Source organism: Pseudomonas sp. Root329 (genome assembly GCF_001424925.1).
Taxonomy (GTDB): Bacteria; Pseudomonadota; Gammaproteobacteria; order Pseudomonadales; family Pseudomonadaceae; genus Aquipseudomonas; species Aquipseudomonas arabinosi.
Window position 1 is genome coordinate 115267 of sequence record NZ_LMCV01000050.1, and the last position, 14722, is coordinate 129988.

The window sequence follows — 14722 nt, forward strand, 5'->3', positions numbered from 1 at the left end:
GCTCGCGAAAGCGGTGTGACAGGCAACATTGATGGCGACTGATCACACCGCGTTCGCGAGCAAGCCCGCTCCCACATTAAGTTCGCGCAAGGCCAATGACATGCCCACTGCCCTTTACCGTTTCATCCTCGCCATCGCACTTTTGCTGCCGATGGCCGCCCACGCCAGCGACGCCGAAGACTTCGTCGCGGCCAATCCCGTGCAGCAAGCCAAACTTCTGGAAACCTGGGCCGCGCAGCCCGATCCGGCCCGTATCGAGCTGATCAACGCCCTGCAACAAGGCGAGCTGACCGTCGACGGCCAAGCCAAAACCCTGCGCCTGAACAACCGTCTGCGGGGTTTGATCGACACCGCACTGGCCAGCCACCAATTGCTTGCCACCAACGCCAAAACCCGTCTGGCCGCCGCGCAGCAATTGCAGAAAAGTGCCAAACCGGCGCAGTTGAAATTTCTCGACCAGCAACTGGCTGGCGAAAAAGATGAAAGTGTCCATGCCGCTTTAAGCCTGGCCCTGGCCAACCTGCAACTGGTGGACACCGACCCAGCCGTACGCCTCGCCGCGGTGCGTCTGCTCGGTGAAACCGGTGATCCGCTGGCTCGCACTCGCCTCGAAAGCCTGCTGCAACCTGGTGTCGAAGCCGACGCCGGTGTACGCACCGCTGCTGAAACCAGCCTCGCGCAGGTCAAACGCAAACTGCTGATCGGCGAGATCCTCGGCCAAGCCTTCAGCGGCATGTCGCTGGGTTCTATTCTGTTGCTCGCGGCCCTCGGTCTGGCGATCACTTTCGGCCTGCTCGGCGTGATCAACATGGCCCACGGCGAGATGCTGATGCTCGGCGCGTACTCGACGTACGTGGTGCAGCTGATGTTCCAGCGCTTCGCCCCGCAAGCCATCGAGTTCTACCCGTTGATCGCGTTGCCGGTGGCGTTTTTCGTCACCGCCGCCATCGGCATAGCGCTGGAGCGCACGGTGATTCGCCACCTCTACGGCCGCCCGCTGGAAACCCTGCTCGCCACGTGGGGCATCAGCCTGATGCTGATTCAGCTGGTGCGACTGGTGTTCGGTGCGCAGAACGTCGAAGTGGCCAACCCGGCCTGGCTGTCGGGCGGGATTCAAGTGCTGCCCAACCTCGTGCTGCCGTACAACCGCATCGTGATCATCGCCTTCGCGCTGTTTGTGGTGGTGCTCACCTGGTTGCTGCTGAACAAGACGCGCCTGGGCCTGAACGTGCGCGCCGTCACCCAGAACCGCAACATGGCCGCCTGCTGCGGTGTGCCGACCGGGCGCGTGGACATGCTCGCCTTCGGCCTCGGCTCAGGCATCGCTGGCCTTGGTGGCGTAGCCCTCAGCCAGATCGGCAACGTCGGCCCGGACCTTGGCCAGAGCTACATCATCGATTCGTTCCTGGTGGTGGTGCTCGGTGGCGTCGGCCAGTTGGCCGGTAGCGTGCTCGCCGCGTTCGGCCTCGGCATTGCCAACAAGATTCTCGAACCGCAGATCGGTGCCGTGCTCGGCAAGATCCTGATCCTCGCGCTGATCATTCTGTTCATCCAGAAACGTCCGCAAGGCCTCTTCGCACTGAAAGGACGGGTGATCGACTGATGAACCAGCCCCTGATGCTCACGGCCACGCAAAAGGCCGGCCCAAAAGTCACGATTGCCGTTGGCGCGGTAATCCTCGCTCTGTTGCTGGCGTTGCCGTTGCTGTCGTTGTTGTCGCCGGACAGCGCGTTTCACGTCTCGGCTTACACGTTGACGCTGGTGGGCAAGATTCTTTGCTACGCCATCGTCGCCCTGGCGCTGGATCTGGTCTGGGGTTACGCCGGTCTGTTGTCCCTCGGCCACGGCCTGTTCTTCGCCCTCGGCGGTTATGCGATGGGCATGTACCTGATGCGCCAGGCCTCGGGCGATGGCTTGCCAGCGTTCATGACCTTTCTATCGTGGACCGAATTACCGTGGTACTGGACCGGCACCAGCAGTTTCCTCTGGTCGATGTGTCTGGTGGTGTTGGCGCCGGGGTTGCTGGCGCTGGTGTTCGGTTTCTTCGCCTTCCGCTCGCGGATCAAGGGCGTGTATTTCTCGATCATGACCCAGGCCCTGACCTTCGCCGGGATGCTGCTGTTCTTCCGCAATGAAACCGGGTTTGGCGGCAACAACGGATTCACCAACTTCCGCACCATCCTCGGCTTCGGCATCACTGAACCGGGGACTCGCGCCGTGCTGTTTTTCGCCACCGTGGTGTTGCTGGTGGCAAGCCTGTTCATCGGCTGGCAGCTGGCGCAAAGCAAGTTCGGCCGGGTGTTGACCGCCCTGCGGGATGCGGAAAACCGCCTGATGTTCTGCGGTTACGATCCGCGCGGTTTCAAGCTGTTTGTCTGGGTGTTGAGCGCGGTGTTGTGCGGCCTGGCCGGTGCGCTGTACGTCCCGCAAGTCGGGATCATCAACCCGAGTGAAATGTCACCGACCAACTCCATCGAAGCCGCGGTCTGGGTGGCGCTGGGTGGTCGCGGCACACTTATCGGCCCGCTGCTCGGTGCCGGTGTAGTCAACGGAATGAAGAGCTGGTTCACCGTGGCTTTCCCGGAATACTGGCTGTTCTTCCTCGGAGCGCTGTTCATCGTCGTGACCCTGTACCTGCCCAAAGGCGTGATCGGCTTGCTGAAAAAAAGGGGTGAACAATGAGAGTCACTGCGACAGCTGAATTCATGCTCGAACCGGCATTTTTTCCGCCACTGGAACCCAACAGAGACGCCGGCAGCAGCCGCGACGCCATCGGCCTCGGCCAACGCGTCGGCCCCGGTCTGAACACCCGTCACGGCACGATCCTGACCCTGGAAGACATCAGCGTCAGCTTCGATGGTTTCAAGGCACTGAATGACTTGAATCTGTACATCGGCGTCGGCGAATTGCGCTGCATCATCGGCCCCAACGGTGCGGGCAAGACCACGCTGATGGACGTGATCACCGGCAAGACCCGGCCCAGTCACGGCAAGGCCTGGTTCGGTGAAACCCTCGACCTGACGCAGATGAGCGAAGTGCAGATCGCCCAGGCCGGCATCGGTCGCAAGTTCCAGAAGCCGACCGTGTTCGAAGCCTTGAGCGTTTTTGAAAACCTGGAGCTGGCGCAGAAAACCGACAAATCGGTGTGGGCCAGCCTGCGGGCGCGACTGAGTGGCGAACAGAAAGATCGCATCAGCGAGGTGCTGGAGACCATTCGCCTGACCACGTCGGTCAATCGTCCGGCGGGTTTGCTGTCCCATGGTCAGAAACAGTTTCTGGAAATCGGCATGTTGCTGATGCAGGACCCGCAACTGCTGCTGCTCGACGAGCCGGTGGCGGGCATGACCGACGCCGAAACCGAATTCACCGCCGAACTGTTCAAGAGCCTCGCGGGCAAGCATTCGCTGATGGTGGTGGAACACGACATGGGTTTCGTCGGCTCCATCGCCGACCACGTCACCGTGTTGCACCAGGGCAGCGTGCTGGCCGAAGGGTCGCTGGAGCAGGTGCAGGACAACGAGCGCGTGATCGAGGTTTATCTCGGTCGGTAGACCTGCAAATACATACTCCTGTGGGAGCGAGCCTGCTCGCGAAAGCGGTGTGTCAGGCAACTCATATGTTGAATGTGCCTGCGCCTTCGCGAGCAGGCTCGCTCCCACAGGGGATTGAGGGGGATTTGAGAATGCTGCAAGTCGACAAGCTGCACCAGTATTACGGCGGTAGCCACATCCTGCGGGGCCTGACGTTTGAGGTGAAGGTCGGCGAAGTCACCTGTCTGCTCGGGCGCAACGGCGTGGGCAAGACCACCCTGCTCAAGTGCCTGATGGGTTTGTTGCCGGCCAAAGAAGGCGCGGTGAACTGGGAAGGCAAACCGATCACCGCGTTCAAGCCACACCAGCGGGTTCATGCCGGGATCGCTTACGTGCCTCAGGGTCGGGAAATTTTCGGCCGGCTGACCGTGGAAGAAAACCTGTTGATGGGCCTGTCGCGATTTCCCGGCGCTGAAGCCAAGGAAGTCCCGGCGTTCATCTACGAGCTGTTTCCGGTACTGCTGCAGATGAAGCAGCGCCGCGGCGGCGACTTGTCCGGTGGCCAGCAGCAACAATTGGCGATCGGCCGAGCGTTGGCCAGCCGTCCACGCTTGCTGATTCTCGACGAGCCCACCGAAGGCATCCAGCCATCGGTGATCAAGGAAATCGGCGCAGTGATCAAGAAGCTTGCAGCCCGTGGTGATATGGCGATTTTGCTGGTGGAGCAGTTCTACGATTTCGCCGCCGAACTGGCCGATCAGTACCTGGTGATGTCCCGGGGCGAAATCGTGCAACAGGGTCGCGGAGAAAATATGGAGGCCGAGGGTGTACGCGGTCTGGTTACGATATAAGGCTACAGATCTAATCTGTAGCGTCCTAACGATAATTAGAAGCCATGAATTTACCTGTTCCCACTGCCGTGTTTACCCCCAGCTGGCACGCTGAGCTGGAACTCGGCTACGCCCGATTCGGCGACAGTACGCGCCCGGTTCAGCGCCGTCACAAAGGCCCGCTGCGGGTGCAGAAGCACCTGTATGCCGAAGGGCCGGAAGTTTGCCAGCACATCATCGTGCACCCGCCGGGCGGGATTGCCGGCGGTGATCGGCTGGACATCTCGGCCAGTGTCGGCCGCGATGCCTGGGCGCAAATCACCAGCCCCGGCGCGGCCAAGTGGTATCGCGCAGCGGGGCCCGCTTATCAGCAGCTGGATTTGAAAGTGGCGAGCGGTGCGACACTGGAATGGTTGCCACAAGAGACGATTATCTTCAGCGACGCCCAGGCGGAGCTCAGCACTTCAATTGATCTGGAAGGCGATGCGCGGTTGTTTTACTGGGATGTGGTGGCGCTAGGTCGCCCGGCCAGCGGCGAGCGTTTCGACCTCGGGCATTTTCAGGCGCAACTGGACATCCGCCGTGACGGCCAGTTGCTCTGGCATGAACGCCAGCGCATTGTCGGGAGTGATGGTCTGCTTGATTCGCCGATTGGCCTGGATGGGCAACCGGTGTTTGCGACGTTGTTGGTGACCGGTGAGATTGATAGCGACTTACTGGAGCGTTGCCGTTCGCTGCCCCATGACGTGCGCGGAGATCTGACCCAGTTACCGGGGCTTTTAGTCGCACGTTGCCTGGCCAGTGAAGCACTGCTGGCACGAGGCTGGTTGATTGATTTGTGGCGAATGCTCAGGCCTGCGTTGCTCGACCGAGAAGCTGTCCCACCCAGAATATGGAACACCTGAAATGCGATCCAAATGTGGGAGCGGGCTTGCTCGCGAAAGCGGTGTGCCAGTCAGCATCAGTGTTGAATGACACACCGCTTTCGCGAGCAAGCCCGCTCCCACAGGGGTTTTGTGTTTACAGATCCGAATACCTTTTNTGATCAGTCGCCATCAATGTTGCCTGTCACACCGCTTTCGCGAGCAAGCCCGCTCCCACAGGGGTTTTGTGTTTACAGATCCGAATACCTTTTTTATCTGCCCAGATGGATTCCAAACGATGGACCTGACCCCACGCGAAAAAGACAAGCTGTTGATCTTCACCGCCGGCCTCGTGGCCGAGCGACGTTTGGCGCGCGGCGTGAAACTCAACTACCCGGAAGCCATGGCCTACATTTCCGCCGCGCTGCTCGAAGGCGCGCGTGACGGCCGGACCGTGGCCGAGCTGATGCACTTCGGCACGACCCTGCTCAGCCGCGAACAAGTGATGGAAGGCATCCCGGAAATGATCCCGGAGATCCAGGTCGAAGCGACCTTTCCCGACGGCACCAAACTGGTCACCGTTCACCAACCGATCGCCTGAGGCCGCGCCATGACTTACCACATCCGCGATGCAGCGCATGCCGACTTGCCGGCGATCCGCGACATCTACAACGACGCCGTGCTCAACACCACGGCCATCTGGAACGAACAGGCCGTGGACCTGGGTAACCGCCAGGCCTGGTTCAGCGCCCGGCAATCCCAGGGCTACCCGATTCTGGTGATCGTCGACGGCGACAACACGGTACTGGGCTACGCTTCATTCGGTGACTGGCGGCCGTTCGACGGGTTCCGCCACACCGTCGAGCATTCGGTTTACGTGCGTAGCGACCAGCGTGGCAATGGTCTCGGCCCGCAATTGATGATCGCGTTGATCGAGCGCGCCAAAGGCTGCGACAAACATGTGATGGTCGCCGCCATCGAAAGCGGTAACGCCGCGTCTATTCGCCTGCATGAACGAGCCGGTTTTGTGACGACCGGCAAGATGCCTCAGGTGGGCACCAAGTTCGGTCGCTGGCTGGACCTGACTTTTATGCAACTGACCCTCAATCCTGGCGCGGAGCCGCCGACTGCCAACAAGGAGTAATTGCCCATGAACGCCGCCCAACTGCGCCGCGTCAATGTTGAAAGCTTTGCGCACTATCGTCAGGGTTTGATTGATCTGCTGCTCGACGCCGTCGGCTATGGCGCCAGCGTCGGGTTCATGGCCAATCTGGACGCCGCCCAGGCCCGAGCCTATTTCGATGATGTCCAGGAGAACCTGAACAAGGGCAACGTGCTGCTGTGGGTGGTGGTCAAGGACGAGCAAGTGCAGGCCAGTGTGCAACTGACCCTGTGCCAGAAAGCCAATGGCCTGAACCGCGCCGAAGTGCAAAAACTGCTGGTGCGTGAACATGCGCGTCGCCGGGGTCTGGGGCAGCAGTTGATGAGTGCGCTGGAAACGGCCGCCCTCCAGCACAAGCGCGGCATGCTCTACCTCGACACCGAGGCCGGCTCTCCCGCCGAAGACTTCTACAAAGCCCTGGGTTACACCCGCGCCGGCGTAATCCCCGACTATGCCTGCGACCCGAGCGGTCGCTACAAACCGACCGCCCTCTACTACAAGATTCTCCAAGGAGCCCATTGATGATTCCTGGTGAATACCAGATCCAGCCCGGTGACATCGAACTCAACGTGGGCCGCCGCGCCGTCAGTTTGAAAGTGGCCAACAGCGGCGACCGTCCGATCCAAGTCGGCTCGCACTATCACTTTTTCGAAACCAACGACGCCCTGACCTTCGACCGCGCCGCCAGCCGTGGCATGCGCCTGAACATCCCCGCCGGCACCGCCGTGCGCTTCGAGCCGGGACAGAGCCGCGAGGTCGAGTTGATTGACCTGGCCGGGCATCGCCGGGTGTTCGGGTTTGCCGGCAGGATCATGGGTGATCTCGACTGATTTCTGCTGTGCGTCCAAAAGATCGCAGCCTCGTTTCACTCGACAGCTCCTACAGGACCGCGTGCAACCACAAACGTGTGTGAACACCTGTAGGAGCTGTCGAGCGAAGCGAGGCTGCGATAGCGAGCTACGCGAGCGGTCTCAAACACAATTGAATCCCAAGGCAAGCGCATGAAAATCTCAAGACAAGCCTATGCCGACATGTTCGGCCCCACCGTCGGTGACAAGGTCCGTCTGGCCGACACTGAACTGTGGATCGAAGTCGAGAAAGACTTCACCACCTACGGCGAAGAAGTGAAATTCGGCGGCGGCAAAGTCATCCGCGATGGCCAGGGCCAAAGCCAATTACTCGCGGCCGAGGTCGTCGACACCCTGATCACCAACGCGCTGATCATCGACCACTGGGGCATCGTCAAGGCCGACGTCGGCCTCAAGGACGGCCGCATCGCTGCCATTGGCAAGGCCGGTAATCCGGACATCCAGCCGAACGTCACTATTGCAGTCGGCGCCAGCACCGAAGTCATCGCCGGTGAAGGCATGATCCTCACCGCCGGCGGCATCGACACGCACATCCATTTCATCTGCCCGCAGCAGATCGAAGAGGCATTGATGAGCGGCGTCACCACCATGATCGGCGGCGGCACCGGCCCGGCCACGGGCACCAACGCGACCACCTGCACCTCCGGACCGTGGCACCTGGCGCGCATGCTCCAGGCCGCCGATGCGTTCCCAATGAACATTGGCTTCACCGGCAAAGGCAACGCCAGCCTGCCCGAGCCGCTGATCGAACAGGTCAAGGCCGGGGCCATCGGCCTGAAGTTGCACGAAGACTGGGGCACCACCCCGGCGAGCATCGACAACTGCCTGAACGTCGCCGACCAGTACGACGTACAAGTGGCGATCCACACCGACACGCTCAACGAATCCGGTTTCGTCGAAACCACCCTCGCCGCCTTCAAGGGCCGCACCATCCACACCTATCACACCGAAGGTGCGGGCGGCGGTCACGCGCCGGACATCATCAAGGCTTGCGGCTTTGCCAACGTTCTGCCGAGCTCGACCAACCCGACCCGGCCGTTCACCCGCAACACTATCGACGAACACCTCGACATGCTGATGGTCTGCCATCACCTGGACCCAAGCATTGCCGAAGACGTGGCCTTCGCCGAAAGCCGCATCCGTCGTGAAACCATCGCCGCCGAAGACATCCTCCACGACCTCGGCGCGTTCTCGATGATCAGCTCCGACAGCCAGGCCATGGGCCGGGTCGGCGAAGTGATCACGCGCACTTGGCAGACCGCCGACAAGATGAAAAAGCAGCGCGGACCGTTGCCCGGTGATGGCGAAGGCAACGACAACTTCCGCGCCAAACGCTACATCGCCAAGTACACCATCAACCCGGCGATCACCCACGGCATCAGTCATGAAGTGGGCTCGGTCGAAGTGGGTAAATGGGCCGATCTGGTGCTCTGGCGCCCGGCGTTTTTCGGCGTCAAACCAACGCTGATCCTCAAGGGTGGCGCCATCGCGGCCAGCCTGATGGGCGACGCCAACGCCTCGATCCCAACGCCGCAACCGGTGCATTACCGTCCGATGTTTGCCAGCTATGGCGGCTCATTGCACGCCACCAGCCTGACCTTCATCAGCCAGGCTGCTTCGGATGCCGGGTTGCCCGAAGCCCTGGGTTTGAAAAAGAAAATCGCCGTGGTCAAAGGCTGCCGCGACGTGCAAAAAACCGACCTGATCCACAACGATTACCTGCCGAGTATCGACGTCGATTCGCAGACTTATCAGGTCAAGGCTGACGGGGTTTTGCTGTGGTGTGAACCGGCGGATGTGTTGCCGATGGCGCAGCGCTACTTCCTGTTCTGACGCCTCAAGCGCACAAAAGCCCCGAGTGCACAATGCGGCACTCGAGGCTGAGACGCTCGGATATCAGTTGCCCGGGGCAACCGTAAAAGGTATTTCAACCCGATTCAGTTTCGCCCGGTCCATGGCTTCCTGGGTCAGTTGCAACAGCAAGGCTTCACGGTCGGCCTTGATCGTTTCCAGCGCTTGGGTATAGACCTCGTCGGTCATGATCTGGCCGGGGGCAAAGGCACTTTCCGGCTCGCCAAGCTCAGCGGCCAGTACGCGGATTCGCTCTTTCAAACCGGCCTTTTCCTCCAGCGACAGCGTTGCGCTGTCGGCCCGTTCATCCAGGGCAACCTTGAACTCGGTGGTGGTAATGGTCTTGCGATCAATCGCCCTGAAGCGTGCCCGGTTCGATCGCTCGACAAAGGACCTCCAGAAAGGTTGCTCGGCAATCGAGTTACGCAGCCGGTCGCCCTCCTCCAGCCCCAAAACCCGTTGATAGGCGCCCTCGATCATTTCGCTGGTGACGCCTGCGATCTTGCGAAACTGCATGCCGCGCGCCTGCCACGGCAGGTCCAGCCGCTGCGCCAGGTCCGTCATGAAGGCCAGGTGAACCTCCACCTCATCGATGGTGCCTGTGACATTACGTGCGGCGTCCTCACGTCGGAATTGCTCACCCGCCGCCTCGCGCGCCACGATATGACGCTTGGCGATTCTCTCGACTTCATCCAGGCGCGACTTGCCCTTTGCCAGGCTCACCAGCTCAGCCTCGATCAAACCATTATTGCCGAGCGCCAATGCTTCGTGGACCAGCACCTCCACACCCATGACGTTGAAAAGCTGTGTGGCGCCATCGACGCAGTTGGATCGCATGTTGGCCTCCCTGAAAAACTGCTCTCGTAATGGAGCGTTCTCAGCCATGGTGTCCAGCATTCGCCAGACCTTGGCCGTCAAATCGGCTCGATAGACCCTGCTGGCGGTGTAGTCGGCGGACTGGCCCAGGGCATAGATCTCTTCAAAAAAATCCGTTGAGTTGAATTCATCCTCGACCGCGTTCCAGACCACTTGCTTGTTTGCCCATTTATGATGGGTCAATCCTTCCTCCCATTGGATGCTGGTGCGCACACCCGTAGGCGGGTAACTACGCTCAGGGTCCATGCCCACCGACCGAACATAGTCTTTGAGGCGCTCCAGATTTTCGGCCGACATCCACTCGGGTTCGCGGCTTAGCCACGTACGCCCCAACAGTTCTGCACTCCACGTGCCCGGTGCAACCTGCGGAATGTCCGTCAACATGTTGTGGCGCAGGTCCAGGAAAAAGTGCCTGAACCGTGGCAGGTCAAACAACCCGGGCGGCCACGTGGTGGCCCCAGTGTGAGACAGCACCAGGGTATGCAAGTCAGGCATGCGACTGACGTTCGGTAACAACCCCAGCGGGTTTTCACCCAGACGTAAACTGATCAGTCGGGTACGGTTTTTGAGCATCTCGCGATCGACGATGCTAAGCACAATCCGGTTGCGCGTGAGATCCAGGTCTGTCAGGTGCGGCATCTGGGCGATACTCGATGGCACCGACGTCAATTTGTTCCGCGCCAGGTCCAGCGAGCGCACTTTGCGAAAGGGCCGAAAAAAAGGTTGATCGATGTTTGATAGCCCTGTGTTGCTCAACCACAGACGCGTGACGTGATCGAAGTTGGCCGCCAGTCGGGGCATACGATCGATGTGCATATGCAATTCAAAATTGCTCAGGTCCAGTGTCTGTCCAAGAACCCTCCCATTCGCATCCACGTGCCTTGGACCCGTACGCTGCCAACACTGCCTGATCTTTTTGGCGAGGGTATTCCTGGCATTCCACTCGGCAATGCCACTGGGGCTCAAACGAAAATCCCGGGTCGGCCCGTTCACCCAGTGCTTCAGGGTTGTAACCATCTGGTTGAATTCGATCTCAAGCGCCTGGACCTCTAGCCCAACCGAGGTATTTCGCTGGCGCAAGGTCTCAATAAACGCATCGAGCTCTGTATCTGTGAGGGTTGGATAAAGGCTGCGCACGCGAAGCCGTGCATTCGACTCCCCGGAAACCCTTCGATAGCCGTCCATGCCTCCAGGCAGCTTCATGGTGTGCGGATCGTAAGCAGGTTTACGAATCGGATGCTCGAGCAACGTCGACGCGAACTGATCATGGCTCAGGGGTGAGCGCTGTATCGCAAACTTGAGCCGTGCGCCTTCGTGAATGCCATAACCCAACGAGTTGCGCTGCGCATCCGGCAGGGCGTGCAAGACCGAAGCATAGAACTCATCGCTGCCGTGCAAATGCCGATCATCCGCGTCCCGCGTCTGGTAACGCCCGTCTTCCTCGAGAATCAGCACCTTGCGGATGGGCGCACTTTCCGGCCCCACACTGGCATGCAGTTTCCCAGCAAACCCCAGTTCGCGAATTTCGATCCGCACCTCATCGGACCACCCGGGCAGGCCGGCCAGGGAGCCCAGTTCGAGCCTGCGCGAGTCGGCACTGGCCAGTTCCTCAAGGTAGAGGCCCTCATAAGCCCGGTTCAATCGCACCCGGTCACGCACCGCCCGGGCCTGTTGACGCAAGCGCAGCGAGAGACGCTGTTTTTCGCTCAGGTGTTGCAGATCGGCCGGCTCGGCATGCTCCAGCAATTCCAGTGCAACGCTGGCCGGCAACTCCGGAGCGTCATTGAGCACTCGCTGCACACGAGGGTCGCTGGAAACATCGCGGCCTTTGTAAAGCGCATCGAATACGGTTTTCTTGTGCTTCCCTGCCTGCACGACCAACTGCTTGCGTAGCGCATCAATACGCTCAGGTGTACCCACCGCGACCTCATCGCCGAGCAGGTCGCGAATCTCGGTTTCGTTCAGCGATTCAATGACTCGCTCGGGCAGCTTACCGGCAGCCACTTCGGAGCGACTGACCTTGATCGTCATCGGCTCGGATGCCGTTGCATTGCCGTGTTTGACGGAGGTCCCGGAACGATCCGACGCCTCGAAAACTTCCAGCGCCCTATTCTCGGGCCAACGCGGCAGTTCAACCGTGACCTCTGGCACAAAGCCAATCATCGTCTCTGGAATCTGGTTAGCCGCGATGTGCTGCGGGAATCGTTCCGCATCGGCATAGGTATTGAAGCGCAAGAAGGTATCGCGCAGCAGCGCGGGCGGGGTTTCATGCTCGACGTGCAACCGGCGCATTAGGCTTTCGTCTACCCCGCTCACGTGTTGAATCATGCCTAACGTCTGCGCAGAGTATCCGTCGAGCGTGGTGTGCATGCGCTGCATCAACCGTTTCGCTTCCCACTCCAGCGGCCGCTCGGTCTCGACCTTCCAGGCACCGGCCTTGTTGTGCTCCACCACCGGCTTGTAGGCCGTGGGACGCTGCGGATGTTCCAGCCGATGCTGACCCGTCACCGGGTCCTGGCTCACCTCATAGTGCCTTTCTTCCAGCCGCAGCCACTGCTTGCCACCCTGTTCAAACAAACCGATGTCGTTGGGCACGGCATTGGCCGGCAGCGCCACCGGGTGCGCATAAGGCCCGAGGTCGGTTTTCCACAATCGGGTCTTGCCATCGGGCATCTCCACCGGTTCAAGGCTGTCGATCAGCGCGCTGGGCTTGACCGTTGCGACGGCCCCCAGGGGCAGCACATGCCCGGCGCCCATCAGCGCCAATTGGGCAAAGTTGATCAGCACCCCGTTGATATGCGCCCCGGCCTCCTCCCGGTCGCCCTTGCTCCAGTCTTCGATACCCTCCAGAAGTTCCTCGGCGATCTGCGCCACCATCACCCCCAACAGGACTTCCCCCACGCCGGGGATCAACATCCCGACGAAGTTGAAAATATTCCAGCCGATGTCCAGGTAGCTGGTCAGGCGTTTCCAGCGCGTGGCGGCATCCTCATCGCCGGTCGGCACCGCAATGAACCGCGCATCGGCGATGGCTTTATTGCGTTTGTCGACGCACAGCCATTGCCACAAGTCCCCGCCAATCAGGTTGGTGATGGGCTCTGCGGTCGGGTTTTCGACTGCGGTTTCCCGCCACCAAGGGCCCATGTCCAACGGCTCGCGTTGTTGCCAGACAACACGCGTCAGCCGCTCTTTGACCCGGGCGAAGAATTTGCCCTTGTCCTTTTGCCTCACGAAGCGACTGAAAAACGCCTGATACTCCGTATCGCGCAACTGGCTCAGCAGCTCTTTCATGAAGTCGGCGAGCGAGTCGTACTCTTTCAGCGGGTGCAGCGGATCGTCCGGCACGTAGGCAATCACTGGTCCATCCAGTCGGCTTTGCTGATAGATATCTTCGCGGCGCAGCATGTCCTCATGCACACCGGCAGGGCCGTTGGCCAGGAACGACTGCAACAGTTTGTATGCGTCGTAAGTACTACCCGCCAGCGCCGGCATGCGTTGCGACCAGTCGCTCCAGAACTTCAGACCGTCGGGCGTCAAGCCGTCGACCAACGACTTGACCCTGGACGGCTGGCTCACCGCACTGAACAACACGATGCCGTGCAACGCGAAACCCATCAGCGAGAGCCGATGCCGGTGCAGTGGCTGACCATGAAAGGTGATACCGCTTTTGCCATCACGCACCTGTTGAAGTTTGCCGTAGGCATAGTCGCTGATATCTTTTTTCAAATAAGCCATCAACGCGTCCAGATTAAAGGACGCTTTCTGCGCGGCCAGCGCATGCTCTTCCAACAACTGCCGGGCCTTCGGGTCGGACGGCAACAGAATGCTTTTTATATGAGATTGATACTGCCCCCCCAGATCCAGGCGCCGACACAGCGTGGCTATTTTTTGGGTAGTCATTGTTGCTTCAAGTTTCAACTCTCCTTTGAAGTTCCTCGAATACACACCGGAACCGCTCCTAAAATGATCTTCAGCGGTTTCCGGCTCTTCGAAGTTATGCAAGGCCGCCTCCAGCAGCGTGGATTCGCGCAGATAGCTGGCGCCACGGTCGATCGCCAGGAGAATCTTGTCCGGCACATACAGCTTCACCGTCAGTTGGCTGACGTCGACAGGGGTGTTGAAATTCGACCTGATGAGCGTGGCCAGCAAGGGTTTGGCGAACGCCTGAATGTCCTGTTGCAGGTTTTTCAGCGGGCCATCGACCTTCGCTTGCAAGCGCCAGCGCTCCTCGACCAGTTGCGAGAGGTAGCGCCGATTGAGGCTGGACGCGTTCATGTACCAATCGGGAAAAATTGTATTTAAATCATTTAAACCGTCCAGTGATAACAGTCTACTCACCGGCGCTTCTGTTATAGCGCTGGGCAGCGCCTGGACAATACGTTCGTGGTGAGGGCCTTTATGTGCAACTGGATTAACCGGAACTTGTTCAACACCTTCCAACCCTTTTAATTCAGACATTATGTAACAACCAAAGTAACGATAGGAGTGATCAGCTTAAGCGCCACCCCCTGAAATAAAAGACTAAAAAACTGCTGGACCGACGGCCATTCAATAGCGTGATCGTTCAACTATTAAAGAGTTGAACATACATATATAACACCCTTTGTTTTGCGTTGGTCTTATGCCCTATCGTCAAACAAGTAGTGGATGCGCCTCAGGGCACGACAGAAGTCAGCCCCAGCGAGACCGAAGGCACGACGTTTAGTGTGGTGTTGCCGAGAGTGTCGCGGGTGGTTTTGTA

Annotated in this window: 11 protein-coding genes; 10 read left to right on the forward strand and 1 reads right to left on the reverse strand. The window is 59.8% G+C overall.

Annotated features, from left to right (window positions below):
- Window positions 1–100: 100 nt before the first annotated feature.
- The 10 genes from urtB (at window position 101) to ureC (ending at window position 9087) form a co-directional block, all read left to right on the forward strand.
- Entirely contained in the window at window positions 101–1603 is a 1503-nt protein-coding gene (gene urtB, locus ASC74_RS29165; protein ID WP_056746500.1) for an urea ABC transporter permease subunit UrtB, read from the forward strand.
- Window positions 1603–2682: an urea ABC transporter permease subunit UrtC gene (gene urtC, locus ASC74_RS29170; protein ID WP_056746274.1), complete on the forward strand. Its 1080-nt coding sequence runs from the start codon at window positions 1603–1605 to the stop codon at window positions 2680–2682. The genes urtB and urtC overlap by 1 nt, the downstream gene beginning before the upstream one ends.
- On the forward strand, window positions 2679–3551 hold the full coding sequence (gene urtD / locus ASC74_RS29175; protein WP_056746276.1) for an urea ABC transporter ATP-binding protein UrtD: 873 nt from the start codon (window positions 2679–2681) through the stop codon (window positions 3549–3551). Before urtC ends, urtD begins: the two co-directional genes overlap by 4 nt.
- Before the next feature lie 131 nt (window positions 3552–3682).
- On the forward strand, window positions 3683–4381 hold the full coding sequence (urtE, locus tag ASC74_RS29180) for an urea ABC transporter ATP-binding subunit UrtE (protein WP_056746278.1): 699 nt from the start codon (window positions 3683–3685) through the stop codon (window positions 4379–4381).
- A gap of 44 nt (window positions 4382–4425) precedes the next feature.
- Window positions 4426–5265, forward strand: a complete 840-nt coding sequence (locus ASC74_RS29185) for an urease accessory protein UreD (protein ID WP_056746280.1) — start codon at window positions 4426–4428, stop codon at window positions 5263–5265.
- A 256-nt stretch (window positions 5266–5521) separates the two neighbouring features.
- On the forward strand, window positions 5522–5824 hold the full coding sequence (gene ureA / locus ASC74_RS29190; RefSeq protein ID WP_033055605.1) for an urease subunit gamma: 303 nt from the start codon (window positions 5522–5524) through the stop codon (window positions 5822–5824).
- 9 nt (window positions 5825–5833) lie between these two features.
- The gene (locus tag ASC74_RS29195) at window positions 5834–6367 is read left to right on the forward strand and encodes a GNAT family N-acetyltransferase (protein WP_056746281.1); all 534 of its coding nucleotides are present in this window, start codon (window positions 5834–5836) and stop codon (window positions 6365–6367) included.
- 6 nt (window positions 6368–6373) lie between these two features.
- On the forward strand, window positions 6374–6907 hold the full coding sequence (locus ASC74_RS29200) for a GNAT family N-acetyltransferase (RefSeq protein ID WP_056746283.1): 534 nt from the start codon (window positions 6374–6376) through the stop codon (window positions 6905–6907).
- A complete protein-coding gene (locus ASC74_RS29205; RefSeq protein WP_056746285.1) occupies window positions 6907–7215 on the forward strand; it encodes an urease subunit beta in 309 nt (102 codons plus the stop codon). The genes ASC74_RS29200 and ASC74_RS29205 overlap by 1 nt, the downstream gene beginning before the upstream one ends.
- 171 nt (window positions 7216–7386) lie before the next feature.
- On the forward strand, window positions 7387–9087 hold the full coding sequence (gene ureC / locus ASC74_RS29210; protein ID WP_056746287.1) for an urease subunit alpha: 1701 nt from the start codon (window positions 7387–7389) through the stop codon (window positions 9085–9087).
- A gap of 63 nt (window positions 9088–9150) precedes the next feature.
- On the opposite strand, the gene ASC74_RS29215 is transcribed toward ureC, so the two are convergent.
- Entirely contained in the window at window positions 9151–14256 is a 5106-nt protein-coding gene (locus tag ASC74_RS29215) for an NEL-type E3 ubiquitin ligase domain-containing protein (protein WP_236713364.1), read from the reverse strand.
- Between the last annotated feature and the right edge of the window lie 466 nt (window positions 14257–14722).